This window comes from Nocardioides sp. zg-DK7169 (assembly GCF_013155365.1).
Lineage (GTDB): Bacteria > Actinomycetota > Actinomycetes > Propionibacteriales > Nocardioidaceae > Nocardioides.
The window spans coordinates 69404-85053 of the sequence record NZ_JABJRA010000006.1; the positions used below are offsets into that span (position 1 = coordinate 69404).

General features: G+C 72.6%; 16 protein-coding genes. 8 read left to right on the forward strand and 8 right to left on the reverse strand.

The window, feature by feature from the left end; genetic code table 11:
- The first annotated feature begins 31 nt into the window (after positions 1-31).
- From HOQ23_RS11085 to HOQ23_RS21240, 3 genes are all read left to right on the forward strand, one after another.
- Complete coding sequence (locus HOQ23_RS11085) at positions 32-874, forward strand: 3-hydroxybutyryl-CoA dehydrogenase (RefSeq protein ID WP_172214663.1); 843 nt, start codon at positions 32-34, stop codon at positions 872-874.
- A 25-nt stretch (positions 875-899) separates the two neighbouring features.
- Positions 900-2060, forward strand: coding sequence for an acyl-CoA dehydrogenase family protein (locus HOQ23_RS11090; protein ID WP_172214664.1), 1161 nt, complete (start codon positions 900-902; stop codon positions 2058-2060).
- Positions 2061-2253: 193 nt separating this feature from the next.
- Positions 2254-3339: an SDR family oxidoreductase gene (locus HOQ23_RS21240; protein ID WP_172214665.1), complete on the forward strand. Its 1086-nt coding sequence runs from the start codon at positions 2254-2256 to the stop codon at positions 3337-3339.
- Positions 3340-3538: 199 nt separating this feature from the next.
- Here the strand turns inward: HOQ23_RS21240 and HOQ23_RS11100 are convergent, their stop codons facing one another.
- From HOQ23_RS11100 to HOQ23_RS11135, 8 genes are all read right to left on the reverse strand, one after another.
- A complete protein-coding gene (locus HOQ23_RS11100) occupies positions 3539-4375 on the reverse strand; it encodes an SDR family NAD(P)-dependent oxidoreductase (RefSeq protein ID WP_172214666.1) in 837 nt (278 codons plus the stop codon).
- Positions 4372-4866 (reverse strand): nuclear transport factor 2 family protein, encoded by a 495-nt coding sequence (locus tag HOQ23_RS11105; RefSeq protein WP_172214667.1) that lies wholly within the window; start codon positions 4864-4866, stop codon positions 4372-4374. Before HOQ23_RS11105 ends, HOQ23_RS11100 begins: the two co-directional genes overlap by 4 nt.
- A gap of 49 nt (positions 4867-4915) precedes the next feature.
- On the reverse strand, positions 4916-5908 hold the full coding sequence (locus HOQ23_RS11110; protein WP_172214668.1) for an ABC transporter ATP-binding protein: 993 nt from the start codon (positions 5906-5908) through the stop codon (positions 4916-4918).
- On the reverse strand, positions 5905-6957 hold the full coding sequence (locus HOQ23_RS11115; protein WP_172214669.1) for an ABC transporter ATP-binding protein: 1053 nt from the start codon (positions 6955-6957) through the stop codon (positions 5905-5907). The genes HOQ23_RS11110 and HOQ23_RS11115 overlap by 4 nt, the downstream gene beginning before the upstream one ends.
- Position 6958: 1 nt before the next feature.
- Positions 6959-7891, reverse strand: a complete 933-nt coding sequence (locus HOQ23_RS11120) for an ABC transporter permease (protein WP_172214670.1) — start codon at positions 7889-7891, stop codon at positions 6959-6961.
- A complete protein-coding gene (locus HOQ23_RS11125) occupies positions 7891-8865 on the reverse strand; it encodes an ABC transporter permease (RefSeq protein WP_216654107.1) in 975 nt (324 codons plus the stop codon). Before HOQ23_RS11125 ends, HOQ23_RS11120 begins: the two co-directional genes overlap by 1 nt.
- Before the next feature lie 43 nt (positions 8866-8908).
- Positions 8909-10441: an ABC transporter substrate-binding protein gene (locus tag HOQ23_RS11130; protein WP_172214671.1), complete on the reverse strand. Its 1533-nt coding sequence runs from the start codon at positions 10439-10441 to the stop codon at positions 8909-8911.
- A 273-nt stretch (positions 10442-10714) separates the two neighbouring features.
- Positions 10715-11551 (reverse strand): LLM class F420-dependent oxidoreductase, encoded by an 837-nt coding sequence (locus HOQ23_RS11135; RefSeq protein WP_172214672.1) that lies wholly within the window; start codon positions 11549-11551, stop codon positions 10715-10717.
- Between the two features lie 209 nt (positions 11552-11760).
- On the opposite strand from HOQ23_RS11135, the gene HOQ23_RS11140 reads away from it, so the two are divergent.
- The 5 genes from HOQ23_RS11140 to HOQ23_RS11160 all read left to right on the forward strand — a co-directional run bounded on the left by HOQ23_RS11140 (position 11761) and on the right by HOQ23_RS11160 (position 15642).
- Positions 11761-13284 carry a SulP family inorganic anion transporter gene (locus tag HOQ23_RS11140; protein ID WP_367650459.1) on the forward strand — a complete coding sequence of 508 codons (1524 nt, stop codon included), beginning with the start codon at positions 11761-11763 and terminating at the stop codon, positions 13282-13284.
- Positions 13285-13332: 48 nt separating this feature from the next.
- A complete protein-coding gene (locus HOQ23_RS11145; protein ID WP_367650460.1) occupies positions 13333-13695 on the forward strand; it encodes an ArsR/SmtB family transcription factor in 363 nt (120 codons plus the stop codon).
- 68 nt (positions 13696-13763) lie between these two features.
- Positions 13764-14816 (forward strand): ACR3 family arsenite efflux transporter, encoded by a 1053-nt coding sequence (arsB, locus tag HOQ23_RS11150; protein WP_172214882.1) that lies wholly within the window; start codon positions 13764-13766, stop codon positions 14814-14816.
- A complete protein-coding gene (locus HOQ23_RS11155; protein ID WP_172214674.1) occupies positions 14813-15253 on the forward strand; it encodes a low molecular weight phosphatase family protein in 441 nt (146 codons plus the stop codon). Before arsB ends, HOQ23_RS11155 begins: the two co-directional genes overlap by 4 nt.
- Before the next feature lie 173 nt (positions 15254-15426).
- Positions 15427-15642, forward strand: a complete 216-nt coding sequence (locus tag HOQ23_RS11160) for a hypothetical protein (RefSeq protein ID WP_172214675.1) — start codon at positions 15427-15429, stop codon at positions 15640-15642.
- Positions 15643-15650 lie beyond the last annotated feature (8 nt).

Below are 15650 nucleotides of genomic sequence, written 5' to 3' on the forward strand. Positions count from 1 at the left end.
GTATCCAGTATCAAACGGGAGGACCACCTCAGTGCAGAACATCGGCGTCATCGGGTGCGGGTTGATGGGTGCGGGCATCGCGGAGGTCTCCGCGCGCTCGGGCCACGACGTGATCGTGGTGGAGTCCAGCGACGCGGCCGCGGCCGCCGGTCGCTCGCGCCTGGAGAAGTCCCTGGCCCGGGCGGAGTCGAAGGGCAAGATCGAGTCGGCCGCCGCCGTGCTCGAGAAGATCCGCGTCGTGACCTCGCTGGAGGAGCTGGTCGACCGCGACATCGTGATCGAGGCGATCATCGAGGACGAGGACGCGAAGGTCGCCCTCTTCCGCGAGCTGGACCGCATCGTCGCCTCCCCGGACGCAATCCTGGCCTCCAACACCTCCTCGATCCCGATCATGAAGCTCGGCGTGGTCACCACCCGCCCGCAGAACGTGATGGGCATCCACTTCTTCAACCCGGTGCCGGTCCTCAAGCTCGTCGAGCTGGTCCCCTCGCTGCTGACCGCGCCCGAGGTCACCGAGCGCGCCCGCGTCTTCGTCGAGGGCAGCCTCGGCAAGGTCGCCGTCGACTGCCAGGACCGCGCCGGATTCATCGTGAACTCGCTGCTGATCCCGTTCGTGCTCTCCGCGATCCGCATGTTCGAGTCGGGCTTCGCCAGCGCCGAGGACATCGACCGCGGCCTGGTGCTGGGCGCCGCGCACCCGCAGGGCCCGCTCGCGCTGGCCGACCTGATCGGGCTGGACACCACCAAGGCGGTCGCCGAGTCGCTCTACGAGGAGTTCAAGGAGCCGCTGTACGCCGCCCCGCCGCTGCTCAACCGGATGGTCGACGCCGGCCTGCTCGGGCGCAAGACCGGCCGCGGCTTCTACACCTACTGATCACTCCCACTCCCGAGGAACCCCGATGAACCCCGACTTCGACATCTACCGGCTCTCCGAGGACCACGAGGCGATCCGCGAGGCCGTCCGCGACATTTGCGAGGCCAAGATCGCGCCGTACGCCGCCGAGGTGGACGACAAGGCCCGCTACCCCCAGGAGGCGCACGACGCGCTGGTCGCCTCCGACTTCTTCGCGCCGCACGTGGCCGAGGAGTACGAGGGCGTCGGCGCCGACGCGCTCGCGACCTGCATCGTGATCGAGGAGGTCGCGCGGGTCTGCGCGTCGTCCTCGCTGATCCCGGCGGTCAACAAGCTCGGCTCGATGCCGCTGATCCTGGGCGGCAGCGAGGAGCTCAAGCGCAAGTACCTCGTGCCGATGGCGCAGGGCCGGGCCGGGTTCTCCTACGGCCTCTCCGAGCGCGACGCCGGCTCCGACACCGCATCGATGAAGACCCGCGCGGTGCGCGACGGCGACGACTGGGTGCTCAACGGCCAGAAGTCGTGGATCACCAACGCCGGGGTCTCGGAGTTCTACACCGTCCTCGCGGTCACCGACCCCGAGGGCGCCCGCGGGCGCAACGTCTCGGCGTTCATCGTGGAGAAGTCCGACGAGGGGTTCACCTTCGGCGAGAAGGAGCGCAAGCTCGGCATCAAGGGGTCCCCGACCCGCGAGCTGCTCTTCGACAACGTCCGGATCCCCGGCGACCGGATGATCGGCGAGCACGGCACCGGCCTCAAGCTGGCGCTGCGCACCCTGGACCACACCCGCGTCACCATCGGCGCGCAGGCCATCGGCATCGCCCAGGGCGCGCTCGACTTCGCGGTCGGCTACGTCAAGGAGCGCCAGCAGTTCGGCAAGCACATCGCCGACTTCCAGGGCATCCAGTTCATGCTCGCCGACATGGCGATGAAGCTCGAGGTCGCCCGCCAGATGGTCTACGTCGCCGCGGCCAAGTCCGAGCGCGACGACGCCGACCTCGGCTTCTTCGGCGCCGCGGCCAAGTGCTTCGCCTCCGACGTCGCCATGGAGATCACCACCGACGCGGTGCAGCTGCTGGGCGGCTACGGCTACACCCAGGACTTCCCGGTCGAGCGGATGATGCGCGACGCCAAGATCACCCAGATCTACGAGGGCACCAACCAGGTCCAGCGCATCGTGATGGCCCGCTCGGTGCTGAAGGGCTGACCCCTTCGCCGAGTCGGCGCCAGTGGTGTGGGTGCACGCCGCAAAGCAGATAGTCCGCCACACCACGGTCGTCGTACGCGCGATTCACGACCCTGGTGTGGCGGACTATCGCGTTCGGGGGTCGGGGGGTCTCGGGGTCGGCCACCGGTACGCCGGCGATGCCGCGTTGTGCGCACTGCCTAACCTCGGAGGGATGAGCTCCCCCGCCCCGAACACCGCCCTGGTCGTCGGCGCCACCGGCATCGCCGGGAACGCCCTGTCCCGCCTCCTCATCGACGCGGGCTGGGACGTCCTCGGCCTGTCGCGACGCGCCGCGAGCGACGTCAGTGGCGTCGTACCCGTCCAAGCCGACCTGACCGACGCCGCCGGCCTCCGTGACGCCCTCGGCGGGCACCGACCGACGCACGTCTTCATCACCGCCTGGGCCCGTCAGGAGACCGAGGCGGAGAACATCCGGGTCAACGGTGCGATGGTCCGCGACGTCCTGGAGGCCGTGCGCCCCGCGGGGTCGGTGCGTCACGTCGCGCTGCTGACGGGCCTCAAGCACTACCTCGGCCCGTTCGAGGCGTACGGCGAGGGCAACGTCCCGGACACGCCGTTCCACGAGGACGAGGACCGGCTGCCGTACCCGAACTTCTACTACGCGCAGGAGGACGAGCTCTTCGCTGCCGCCGAGCGCGACCGCTTCACCTGGAGCGTCCACCGGGCCCACACGATCATCGGCTACGCCCTGGGCAACGCGATGAACATGGGCCAGACGCTCGCCGCGCAGGCCGCCGTCTGTCGCGAGGAGGGGCTGCCCTTCGTGTTCCCGGGGTCCGAGACCCAGTGGAACGGCGTGACCGACATGACCGACGCGGGGTTGCTCGCCGAGCAGATGCACTGGGCGGCCATCACGCCCGCCGCCGCCGACACCGCCTTCAACGTCGCCAACGGGGACGTCTTCCGGTGGCGCTGGATGTGGCCGCGCCTCGCCGAGCGCCTCGGCGTCCGCCCCGTGGGGTACGACGCCGCCCCGCGCCCCCTCGAGGAGCAGATGGCGGGTGCTGCACCGGTGTGGGCCAAGCTGGCCGCACGCGAGCAGCTGCGCGAGCACGACCTGGACCGGGTCGCGTCGTGGTGGCACACCGACGGCGACCTCGGCCGTGACCTGGAGTGCTTCACCGACCTGGCCCGGAGCCGGGCCGCCGGGTTCACCGGCCACCGCTCGACGCTCGCCTGCTTCCTCGAGCTGTTCGACCGTCTCGAGGAGGAGCGGGTCGTGCCCGCGCCCCGATAGCTCGCCCCGATCCGGGCCCCCGAGCGGCACCCGGCAGCGGCCCGGATGTACGCCACGAAGCGGATAGTCCGCCACACCAGGGTCGTCGTACGCGCGATTCACGACCCTGGTGTGGCGGACTATCGCGTTCGGGGGGCCGCCGGCCGGGCCCCACAAGACCTTCCACCGGACTACTGCGTCGGTGCGGGAGGTGAGACGCTCACCCCACCGGAGGCAGCTCCGGGAACACCGGCCCGCCGCCGAACATCAGCCGGGGAGAGACCGGGCGCCCGCCGTCGGGCTCGACGACGCCGTACTCCTCGGCGACCTCGGCGCTGATCAGCGCCTGGCCGGTGCGCCGGTGCAGCTGCGGGTCGGCGGCGAGGGCGGCGAGGACGCGGCCCTGGAGCTCGGGGGTCTCCGCGTCGCTGACCGGTACGCCGGCGATGTCGCGCACCCCGCTGGCGAGCAGCTGCTCGGTGCGGACCAGCCCGGGCCACAGCGACAGCACGGTGACGCCCTCGCCACGCAGCTCGAGGGCGGCGTCGTGGGTCATCTTGTCGAGCGCGGCCTTCGACATGCCGTAGAGCGTGGAGTGCAGGTAGGCGCGGGCGCCGACCGAGGAGATGTTCACGACCAGGCCGCTGCCCCGGGCGATCATCACCGGCGCGGCGGCGCGCATCGCGACGAAGTGGGCGCGCAGGCCGACGCCGATCAGGGTGTCCCAGTCGGAGAGCGGGCGCTCCCAGAACCGCTCGGGGCGCACGTGGTTCATCCCCGGCCCGGCCCAGGCGTTGTTGACCAGCAGGTCGAGGCGGTCGCCGTCGGCGGCCACCTCGGCGACCAGCCGCTCCACGTCGGCGTCGTCGGTGTGCTCGCAGCGCCAGGCGCGCCCGCGCCCGCCGGCCTGCTCGACCCGCTCCACCGTGGTCGCGAGCCGCGACTCGTCGCGACCCGACACGTGCACGGTCCAGCCGGCCTCGGCCAGCCCGACCGCGATGCCCTGCCCGACGCCCTTGCTGCCGCCGGTCACCAGCGCCACGCGTGCGCCGCTCACGACAGGGTCTCCACGATCTCGGCGCCCTCGGGCAGCGGGGTCGACAGCGACCACAGCATCCCCACGTGGCACGAGCGGATCCGCCAGGCGCCGTCCTCGACCTCGTAGCGGTCGTCGTACTCGATCGTGCTCACCCGCTCGGTGCGCTCCACCCGGTTGACCTGGCGGAAGCGCAGCGTCCACGCGCCGCGGGCCTCGGCCTCGGAGAGGATCTCGACGTCGGCGTGCATGCCGTGGTGCATGTCGAGCACGACGTACTTGCCGTCGCTGCGCGCCAGCGCCATCCGCCGGTAGACCTCCGCGATCCCGTCGGCGTCGTCGAACTTCCCGAGCGCCGGGCCGTAGTCGATCGAGGCGCCGCGCGCGACGAAGCACTCCCGGAAGACCTCGGGCTGCTTGAGGTCGCACGCCCTCAGGTAGCGGTACTTCAGGGCCTTGATCGCCTCGATCGCCTCGAGCCGGGCGATGCGCTGCTCCAACGTGGGCTCCACGGTGGTTCCTCTCGGGTTCGGTGGTGCGGGACGAGCGGACGGGACCGGTTCAGGCGGGCTCGACCAGGTGGCAGGCGGCCTGGCCGCCGCCGGCGACCGGACGCATCGGCGGCGCGACCTCGTGGCAGACGTCGATCGCCAGCGGGCAGCGGGTGCTGAAGACGCACCCGGCCGGCGGGTTGGCCGGGTCGGGCAGCTCGCCCTCGAGCCGGGTACGCCGCCGGGTGCGCTGCACCCGCGGGTCCGCGACGAGCGCCGCGGAGAGCAGCGCCTGGGTGTAGGGGTGCTCGGGGTGGTCGAACAGGTCCTCGGTGCGCTGCTGCTCCACCAGCCGGCCCAGGTACATGACCGCGACCCGGTCGGCGATGCTGCGGACGACGGCGAGATCGTGGGTGATGAACAGGCAGGCGATGCCGAGCTCGGCGATCAGGCTCTGCAGCAGCTGGAGGACCTGGTTCTGGCTGGAGACGTCCAGCGCGCTGACCGCCTCGTCGGCGATCACCAGCCGCGGGCGCAGGATCAGCGCCCGGGCGATCGCGATCCGCTGGCGCTGCCCGCCGGAGAACTCGTGCGGGTAGCGGTCGGCGTGCTCGCGGCGCAGCCCGACCAGCTCGAGCATCTCCACCACGCTGGCGCGACGCTGCTTGCGGTCCTGGTCGGTGTGGACCATCAGCGGCTCGGCGATGATCTCGGCGACCGTCATCGCGGGGTCCAGGGAGGAGAACGGGTCCTGGAAGACCATCTGCATGTCGCGGCGCGCGCGGCGCAGCTCCTTGCGGCCCAGGGTGGTGAGGTCCTGGCCGTCGAAGCGGACCTCGCCGCCGGCGGGGCGGATGAGCTGCATGATCCCGCGCACCGCGCTGGACTTGCCGGAGCCGGACTCGCCGACCAGCGCGACCACCTCGCCGGCGGCGACCTGGAGGTCGACGCTGCGCACCGCGGCGACCGTACGCCGCCCGCGCGAGCGGTACTCGACGCGCAGGTCGCGCACGTCGAGGAGCGGGGTGGCGGGGACCGCGGGGACCGCGGGAGTGGTGCTCATGCGCGCCTCCCGGCGGGGGTCAGGTCGAGCTCGTCGGCACGCCGGCAGCGGTCGGTGCCGCCGCTCGGGCGCGGGGTCAGCGGGATCGGGCCGGCGTGGCAGGCCGCCTCGGCGAAGCGGCAGCGCGGCCCGAAGCGGCACCCGGTGGGGAAGGCGGTGGGCAGGGGAGGGGAGCCCGGGATGACCTCCATCCCGCCCACGCCGTCCACGCGCGGCAGCGAGTGCATCAGCCCGGAGGTGTAGGGGTGCCGGGGCCGGTCGAAGAGGTCGAAGAGCTCGGCGTGCTCGACGACCTGCCCGGCGTACATCACCACGACGTCGTCGCAGGCCTCGGCCACCACGCCGAGGTCGTGGGTGACCAGCAGGACGCCCATGTCGAGGTCGCGCGCGAAGCCGCGGACCAGGTCGAGGACCTGCGCCTGGATGGTGACGTCCAGGGCGGTGGTCGGCTCGTCGGCGATCAGCAGCTTGGGCTCGGTGGCCAGCGCCATCGCGATCATCACCCGCTGGCGCATGCCGCCGGAGAACTGGTGCGGGTAGTCGTCGAGGCGCGACGCCGCGCGCGGGATGCCGACCAGGTCGAGCACCTCGGCGGCGCGGCGGCGGGCCCCGGCCCGGTCGGCGCCGCGGTGGCGGCGTACGACCTCGCCGACCTGCGACCCGACGGTGTACGCCGGGTTCAGGCTGGTCATCGGCTCCTGGAAGATCATCGCGACCTCGTTGCCGCGGACGTCGGCCATCTCCCGCTCGCTGAGGGTGAGCAGGTCGCGGCCGTTCAGGAGCACCTCGCCGGAGCTGATCCGCCCGTTCTGGGAGTCGATCAGGCGCAGCGTGGAGAAGCAGGTCACGGACTTGCCGGAGCCGGACTCGCCGACGAGGGCGACGACCTGCCCGGCACCGACGTCGAAGGAGACGTCGCTGACGACGGCGTTCCACTCGCCGCGGACGGCGAACTCCACGGTCAGGTCGCGCACCGAGAGCAGGGGCGGGGCCGAGGGCGTCGTGGGAGCCGCCGGCGCCGGCTGGGGGGTCTGGGTCGGGTGGGTCATCTCAGGCCCTGGTCCTCTCGCGACCGACGGAGTCGGCCATCGAATCGCCGAGCACGTTGCAGGCCAGCACGCAGGCCACCACGGCCGTGGCCGGCACGATGATCGGCCACGGGGTGTAGAACCACGCCGCGCGGCCCTCGGACAGCATGCTTCCCCAGCTCGCCTCGGGCGCCTGGACGCCGAGGCCCAGGAAGCTCAGCGAGGACTCCGCGAGGATCGCGAAGCCGAGCGCCAGGCTGATCTGCACCGCGAGCGGGGAGACCACGTTGGGCAGCACGTGGCGGCGCAGCACCCACGAGGTGGGGGTGCCGATGCTGCGCGAGGCCTCGATGAAGGTCTCCTCGCGCACCGCCAGCGTGGCGGCGCGCACCACCCGGAAGAAGCGGGGGATGAACACGATGCCGATCGCGAGCATCGCGTTGGTCAGGTTGGGACCCATCACGCCGACGATGGCGAGCGCCAGCAGCAGCGGCGGGAAGCTCAGCAGCGCGTCGGCGATGCGGGAGAAGACCGCGTCCCAGGGTCCGCGCAGCAGCCCGGCGAGCAGCGCCGGCGGTACGCCGAACGCGAGGCCGACGAGCACGGAGATCGCCGCGGCCTGGGCGGCCACGCGCGCGCCGTACATCAGCCGGGAGAGGGTGTCGCGTCCCAGGCTGTCGGTGCCGAGCAGGTGGTCCGGCGACAGCGGCGGGAGGCGGCGCGCGGTGAGGTCCTGCACGACCGGGTCGTGCGGCGCCAGCCAGGTGGCCGTCACCGCCACGAACAGCCACAGGGCCACCACGAACAGCGCGGCGCGCGAGGTCCACGGGCCGGTGAAGCGGCGCAGGAAGCGGCGCCGCGGCGACTCGTGGCGCGGCGGGGAGGGCGCGCCCGACGGCTCGGTGACGGGCGCCTCGACGACGGGCGGGATGTCGGGGGTGGGCACGAGGGACATCAGTGCGCCTCTCCGCGAGGGTTGAGGTAGCCGTAGGTGATGTCGACGACCAGGCTGGCCAGCACGGTGATGGCGACCGCGAAGACCACCATCCCCTGGATCGCGGGCAGGTCGCCGGCGAGCACGGACTGCACGGCGAAGTCGCCGAGGCCCTTGATGCCGAAGACGGTCTCGACCACCGCGGTGCCGCCGAGCAGGTAGCCGACCTGGATGCCGATGACGGTGATGACCGGCATCAGGGCGTTCTTGAGGGCGTGCTTCCACACCACCGTGCGGGGGAGCATCCCCTTCGCGACGGCGGTGCGGACGTAGTCCTGGCGCAGCACGTCGGACAGCGACGCGCGCAGCTGGCGCGCGATCTCGGCGGCGGCGACGACGCCGAGGGCGATGCCGGGCAGCAGCAGGTGCTGCAGCCACGGCCACACGCCCTCGGACAGCGGCGTGTAGCCGGTCGCCGGCAGCCAGGCCAGGTTGACGCCGATCACCAGCGCCAGCAGCAGGCCGAGCACGAAGTTCGGGGTCGCGAGGCCGACGGTGCTGGACACCGTGACGACGCGGTCCTGCCAGCGCCCGGCGCGGCGCCCGGCGAGCACGCCGGCGGGGATCCCGATGAGCAGCGCGAACACCATCGCCACCGCGGTCAGCGAGACCGTGACGGGCATCCGGGTGAGGATCATGTCCAGCACCGGGGTGCTGAAGGTGTAGCTGGTCCCGAGGTCGCCCTGGAGCAGACCGCCGACGAACGAGAAGAACTGCTCGTACGCCGGGCGGTCCAGCCCCAGGTTGGCGCGGACGGCCGCGATCTGCTCGGGGCTCGCCCCCTCGCCGGCGATCCGGTGGGCCGGGTCGCCGGGGATCAGGAAGACCAGGCTGAAGGTCGCCAGGGTGACGATGCCCATCAGCGGGACCAGCAGGAGCAGGCGCCGCCCCACCAGGGGCAGCACCCGCGCGGTCGCGGCACTTGCCGTGCCCATGTGAGCTCCTCGAGTCGAGATGTGCGGGTCGGGGGTACGGCGATCAGCCGGTGATGCCGACCCCGCGGAACTCGCTGTTGCCGATGAGCGGCGCCTCGTAGCCGACGACGTCCTCGGTGCACACGGTGCCGACGGAGTTGAAGGTGATCGGGACGACGGCGCCGTGCTCGAGCACGGTCAGCTGCGCGGCGTCGAGGAGCTCGCCGCGGGCCTCGGTGTCCTCCTCGGCGTTGGCGGCGGCGAGGGCCTCGGCGAAGCCCTTGGGCTCGACGTGCGAGACGTTCTGCGGCGCCGCCTTGGAGAAGTAGTTGGTCAGGAGCATCGAGGGGTCGGGGCGACCGGTCCAGCCGGAGATGACCGCGTCGCCGTCGCCGTTGAGGAAGCTGACCCCGGCGTCGGCCGGCGGCAGCGCCTTGATCGTCATCTCGATCCCGACTGCGGCGAGCTGCTCCTTGATGATCTCCGCGGTGGTGACGAACTGCGGGATGGTCAGGGTGATCGCGGTGAAGGAGAACCCGTCCGCGAGGCCGGCCTCGGCGAGCAGCTCCTTGGCGCGGTCGGGGTCGTAGGACATCAGGTCGGACACCGCGTCGTTCGGGACGAAGTAGTCGTCGGGGAACAGGCCGGTCGAGGCCTCGCCGTGGCCCTCCTGCGCGGCCTGGAGGACGGCCTCGCGGTCGATGGCGTGGTTGAGCGCCTGGCGCACGCGGACGTCGCCGAACTCGCTCTTGGTCTGGTTGGGGAACAGCACCGTCTGGGTGAGGACCGTGCGGGTCTCGACGTTCGCGCCGGGGATCTGGCTGGCGGGGTCGATCATCGCGGGGGAGACCAGGGCGCAGTCGAACTGGTCGGAGCCCACGCCGTTGAGCACGGTCTGTGGGTCGGTGATGACCTGGAGGTCGAAGCCGGCGAGCTTGAGGCCGTCCTCGTCCCAGTAGTTCTCGGTGGCCTCGAACTCGTAGCGCGCACCGGGCTGGGAGCTGGCGAGGGTGAAGCGGCCGATGCCGTCTGGGGCGAGGGCGAGGGCCTGGGGGTCGTCGAACGCCGAGGGGGTCACCATCATCCCGCCCAGGTCGGAGAGGCTGAGGACGAGGTGGACGGCGGGCCCGCCGAGCACGAGCTCGACGGTGGCGTCGTCGACCACGCGGACGCTGTCCACGGCGCCGAGCTGGGCGGCGGTGATGGAGTCGTCCTGCATCGCGCGGTCCAGGTTGGCCTTGACCGCCTTGGCGTCGAACGGGGTGCCGTCGGGGAACTCCACGCCTTGGCGCAGGTTCAGCGTCAGGGTCGACATGTCGTCGGCGAACTCCCACGACTCGGCCAGGCCGGGCACCGGCTGGCCCTCGGAGTCGACGTGCACGAGGCGGTCGTAGGCGTAGCTGAGGACCAGGAAGTCCGAGCTGGACACGGTCTTGTGCGGGTCGAACGACGTGGCGCCGCCGGACGCGGCGTACCGCAGCGTCGCGGTGGGGTCGACGTCGCCGGTGTTGGCGCTGCCCGAGCCGCCGTCGCCGCCTCCGCAGGCGCTCAGCAGGACCAGGCAGGCCGCAGCGGCCAGGGTGGGGATGCGCTTCATGTGGTGGTGTCTCCTCATTGCCCGCCCGGACGGGACCGTTCCATGGGCAGGGTTGTGCTGCCCGTCACAAGGCCTCGATCCTCGCCACGTCAGCGTCTGGACCAGGGCCCGATCCCGGTGAGCGGGAGCACCAATCCGGGTCCGGCTCCCACCCGCCGAGTCGGGGCGTGTGGTGCGCCGAGTCGGGGCGTGTGGTTGCGCGAGTCGGCGCGTGTGGTGCGCCGAGTCGGCGCGTGTGGCGCGCCGAGTCGGCGCTCGTGGTGCTGGGTGCCGTCAGAGGCCCAGATCGGTGGCGAGACGGTCCAGGTAGCCCAGGAACGCGGACTCCTCGGAGTCGGGGACCGACCACACCGCCTCGCCGACGCCGGCCGCCTCCCAGGGCTCGAGGTCGGCGAGCGTCGGTCGCAGCGCGCGCACGTCGGGCTGCCCGGTGCGTCCGGCCTCGGCCCAGGCCTCGCGCAGCGCGCGGACCCGGTCGGGCAGGTCGGTGTCGAGGGGAGTCGTCAGCCAGCCGTCCGCGTTCGCCGCGATCCACGCGAAGGTCTTCGGGCCTGCCTGCGCCCCGATCAGCACCGGCACGTGCGACTGGATCGGCTTGGGCCAGGCCCAGGCGGCCTCGAAGGAGACGAACTCCCCTCGATAGGACGCCTCCTCCTGGGTCCACAGCGCCCGCATCGCCTCGAGGTACTCGCGCAGCACGGTGCGGCGTCGGGTCGGCGGCACCCCGTGGTCGGCCATCTCGTCGGTGTTCCACCCGAAGCCCGCCCCCAGGCACAGCCGTCCGCCGGAGAGGTGGTCGATCGAGGCGAGCGTCTTGGCGAGGGTGATCGGGTCGGACTCGACCGGCAGCGCGACCGAGGTCGAGAGCTGGATGCGCGAGGTCGCCGTCATCGCGCTGGCCAGCGCCACCCACGGGTCGAGCGTCCGCAGGTAGCGGTCGTCGGGGAGGTCGGCGCCGCCGGTCGCCGGGTGCGGGGCGGTACGGCGTACCGGGATGTGCGTGTGCTCGGGCACGTAGAAGGTGTCGAAGCCTCGCTCCTCGGCGGCTCGGGCGGCAGCGGCGGGTGTGATCCCTCGGTCGCTGGTGAACAGTGAGACTCCATGGCGCATGCGCCGGGACGCTAGGGCCACCCGGTGTGGCGCGGGTCACTCGTCCCGGTGAGCGACACCCTTCTCGCCGAGTCGGCGCTCGTGGTGCGCCGAGTCGGCGCTTGTGGCGCACCGAGTCGGCGCGCGTGGCGCTGGGGGCCGGGGTGACAATGGTCGACGGTCCCGCGACGCCCCGCGCGACCGTCGCCCTCGCACCGAAGAAGCCCTCCGTGAGCCGCACCGCACCGACGCCTGCCCCCGCCCAAGCCGCCCATCTCGCCGAGCCCACCGTCCGTACGGCGCTGCGCTCGCCGCGCCTGCTGCGTACCGAGGTGCTCGCGGGCCTGGTCACGGCGTTCGCGCTGATCCCCGAGGCGATCTCGTTCTCGATCCTGGCCGGGGTGGACCCGCAGGTCGGGCTGTTCGCCTCGTTCACCATGGCGGTCTCGATCGCGGTCCTGGGCGGGCGACCCGCGATGGTGTCGGCGGCCGCAGGCGCGGTCGCGCTGGTGCTGGCGCCGCTGGTGGACTCGCACGGCACCGACTACCTGATCGCCGCGGTGGTGCTGGGCGGGCTGATCCAGGTGGTGCTCGGCGTCGTCGGGGTGGCCCGGCTGATGCGGTTCATCCCGCGCCAGGTGATGGTCGGCTTCGTCAACAGCCTCGCGGTGCTGATCTTCATGGCCCAGGTGCCGCACCTCATCGACGTGCCGTGGCCGGTCTACCCGCTGGTCGCGCTCGGGATCCTGGTGATCGTCGGGCTGCCGCGCCTGACCACCGCGGTGCCCTCCCCGCTGGTCGCGATCGCGCTGCTCACCGCGCTCGCGCTCGCCGGCGGCCTCAACCTCCCCGACGTCGGCGACGAGGGCGACCTGCCCGACGGGCTGCCCGCGCTGCTGGTCCCGGACGTGCCGTGGACCCTGGAGACCCTCCAGGTGATCGCGCCGTACGCGCTCGCGATGGCGCTGGTCGGCCTGCTGGAGTCGCTGCTCACCGCCAAGCTCGTCGACGACATCACCGACACCCGCTCCGACAAGACCCGCGAGGCCTGGGGTCAGGGCGCCGCGAACGTCGTCACCGGCTTCTTCGGCGGCATCGGCGGCTGCGCGATGATCGGCCAGACGATGGTCAACGTGAAGGTCGCCGGCGCGCGGACCCGGATCTCGACCTTCCTCGCCGGCGTCTTCGTGCTCGTCCTAACCGTCGGCCTCGGCGACCTGGTCGGCCAGATCCCGATGGCCGCGCTGGTCGCGGTCATGATCATGGTCTCGGTGACCACCTTCGACTGGCACTCGATCGCGCCCGGCACGCTGCGCCGGATGCCGCGCTCGGAGACCGCGGTCATGCTGGCCACCGCGGTCGTGGTCGTGGCCACCCACAACCTCGCGATCGGCGTCGTCGCCGGCACCCTGGTCGCGATGACGCTCTTCGCGCGCCGGGTCGCGCACTTCACCGACGTACGCCGTCGCGTGGTCGCCGACGCCGAGGGGGAGCGGGCGGTCTACACGGTCACCGGCGAGCTCTTCTTCGCCTCCAGCAACGACCTCTACACCCAGTTCGAGTACGCCGCGGACCCCGACCGCGTCGTCATCGACCTTGCCGGCACCCACGTCTGGGACGCCTCCACGGTCGCGTCGCTGGACGCGATCACCGCGAAGTACGCGCGCAAGGGCAAGTGCGTCGAGATCGTCGGCCTCGACGACGTGAGCGCCGCGCGGCACGCCCGGCTGACCGGGAGCCTCGCCCAGCACTGAGCCGGCCGTCGGTTGCGCAAACCCATCGATGAGTGTCAATATCGACGGGTGTCGAACTCCTCCCTCGAGCTGCCGCTGGCCGACGACCCCGCCGCGCGCTGCGTACCGCTGACCCGTGAGCCGATGGACGCCGAGCAGGCAGGCGCCGTGGTGCCGCTGCTGAAGGCGGTCGCCGACCCGGTGCGGCTCCGGCTGCTCTCGCTGGTGCTGGCCCACGAGGGACGCGAGGCGTGCGTGTGCGACCTGACGCCGCACTTCGAGCTCTCCCAGCCCACCATCAGCCACCACCTCAAGGTGCTGCACGACAGCGGGCTGCTGGAGCGCGAGAAGCGCGGGACCTGGGTGTTCTACCGCGCCCGCCCCGAGGCGCTCGCGACGCTGGCCGGGCTCTTCGTCGAGGCCGACGCATGAGCGCGCCGAGCCCCGGGCACGCCCCGAGCCCCGGCCGGACGCAGGAGCCCGCCCCGGAGCACGCCGTCATGGAGCGCCTGTCCACCCTCGACCGGCTGCTGCCGCTGTGGATCGTGCTCGCGATGGCGGCCGGCCTGCTGCTGGGCCGCGGCGTACCCGGCCTGGACGACGCGCTGGCCGCCGTCGAGGTCGAGGGCGTCTCGCTGCCGATCGCGATCGGCCTGCTGGTGATGATGTACCCGGTGCTGGCCAAGGTCCGCTACGGCGAGGTCGGCCGGGTCGGCGCGGACCGGCGGATGCTCGGCTCCTCGATCGTCCTGAACTGGCTCCTCGGCCCCGCGCTGATGTTCGCGCTGGCCTGGCTGATGCTGCCGGACCTGCCGGAGTACCGCACCGGCCTGATCATCGTCGGCCTCGCCCGCTGCATCGCGATGGTGCTGATCTGGAACGACCTGGCGTGCGGTGACCGCGAGGCCGCGGCGGTGCTGGTCGCGCTCAACGCGCTGTTCCAGATCGTCGCGTTCGCGGCGCTGGGCTGGTTCTACCTCTCGGTGCTCCCGGGCTGGCTCGGCCTCGAGCAGTCCGACCTGGACGTCTCGATGTGGCAGATCGCCGGCTCGGTGCTGGTCTTCCTCGGCATCCCGCTGCTGGCCGGCTTCCTCACCCGGGTGCTCGGCGAGCGCACGCGGGGCAGGGACTGGTACGAGGGCACCTTCCTCCCGCGCCTCGCCCCGACCGCGCTCTACGGCCTGCTGTTCACGATCGTGCTGCTCTTCGCCCTCCAGGGCGACGCGATCACCGCGCAGCCGCTCGACGTCGCCCGGATCGCGCTGCCGCTGCTGGCGTACTTCGCCCTCATGTGGGGCGGCTCGATGCTGCTCACCCGCGCGATCGGGCTGGACTACCCGCGCGCCACGGCCGTCTCCTTCACCGCCGCCGGCAACAACTTCGAGCTCGCGATCGCGGTCGCCATCGGCGTCTTCGGGGTCTCCTCGGGCCAGGCGCTCGCCGGGGTCGTCGGGCCGCTGATCGAGGTGCCGGTCCTCGTCGGCCTGGTGTACGTCGCGCTGTGGGCGCGCCGCTTCTTCCCCGACACGGTGGCGGGAGGAGGGCGGCGATGAGCGGCGAGGTCCCGCAGGTGGTCTTCGCCTGCGTGCGCAACGGCGGCCGCTCGGTGATCGGGCGGGTGCTGACCGAGCACTACGCGCAGGGTCGGGTCGTCGCCCGCTCCGCGGGGACCCAGCCGGGGGAGCACATCCACCCCGAGGTCGCCGCGGCGCTGAGCGACCTGGGCCTCGACGTCTCCCGCGAGGTGCCCGAGCTGCTCACCCGCGAGACGATCGCCGCGAGCGACCTGGCGATCACGCTGGGCTGCGGCGAGGAGTGCCCCTTCGTGCCGGGGGTGCGCTACGTCGACTGGCCGGTCGCCGACCCCGGGGGCCAGGACCCCGCGACGGTACGCCGGATCGTGGCCGACATCGACGCGCGGGTGCGCGCGCTGCTGGCCGAGCTGGTCCCGGACCTCGCGCTGGCGCCGTCGGTGGTCGCGGGCGGCTGAGCCGGCCTGCGGCGCCCCGCCGGCGGGGCGCCGGCGGGGCGGACCCGGGCGGACCGAGGTCCCGTGTCCTGCGGACCTACGGCCCTCGCCGCACCCCGCGGTGCGCCGGGATGCTGGGCGCGCCGGCACCGGCCGGCAGTCCCAGCGGACCACCCACGCAGCAGGAGCACGCCGTGACCGCCGTCGACGACCTGGCCGTCGTCGCCAACGAGATGAACCCCGGAAGCTTCGAGTTCGGGGCGGTCTGGTGGGCCGGGTTCATCGCCGTCGTCGCCTTCAGCGTCGTCGCGATCATGGGCCTGTTCCTGTGGCAGGCGGTCAAGGAGCCCGCCGCCAGGCCGGCCCACGCCGAGCCCCGGCGTACCCCCGCGCCCAGCCCGTTCGCCTGAGGCGCGAC

Coding starts and splice junctions, on each gene's coding strand:
- HOQ23_RS11120 (WP_172214670.1), bottom strand. CDS start 7,891: ATGTCCCTCGTGCCCACCCCCGACATCCCGCCCGTCGTCGAGGCGCCC.
- HOQ23_RS11130 (WP_172214671.1), bottom strand. CDS start 10,441: ATGAAGCGCATCCCCACCCTGGCCGCTGCGGCCTGCCTGGTCCTGCTG.
- HOQ23_RS11090 (WP_172214664.1), top strand. CDS start 900: ATGAACCCCGACTTCGACATCTACCGGCTCTCCGAGGACCACGAGGCG.
- HOQ23_RS11155 (WP_172214674.1), top strand. CDS start 14,813: ATGAGCGGCGAGGTCCCGCAGGTGGTCTTCGCCTGCGTGCGCAACGGC.
- HOQ23_RS11135 (WP_172214672.1), bottom strand. CDS start 11,551: ATGCGCCATGGAGTCTCACTGTTCACCAGCGACCGAGGGATCACACCC.
- HOQ23_RS21240 (WP_172214665.1), top strand. CDS start 2,254: ATGAGCTCCCCCGCCCCGAACACCGCCCTGGTCGTCGGCGCCACCGGC.
- HOQ23_RS11110 (WP_172214668.1), bottom strand. CDS start 5,908: ATGAGCACCACTCCCGCGGTCCCCGCGGTCCCCGCCACCCCGCTCCTC.
- HOQ23_RS11125 (WP_216654107.1), bottom strand. CDS start 8,865: ATGGGCACGGCAAGTGCCGCGACCGCGCGGGTGCTGCCCCTGGTGGGG.
- HOQ23_RS11115 (WP_172214669.1), bottom strand. CDS start 6,957: ATGACCCACCCGACCCAGACCCCCCAGCCGGCGCCGGCGGCTCCCACG.
- arsB (WP_172214882.1), top strand. CDS start 13,764: ATGGAGCGCCTGTCCACCCTCGACCGGCTGCTGCCGCTGTGGATCGTG.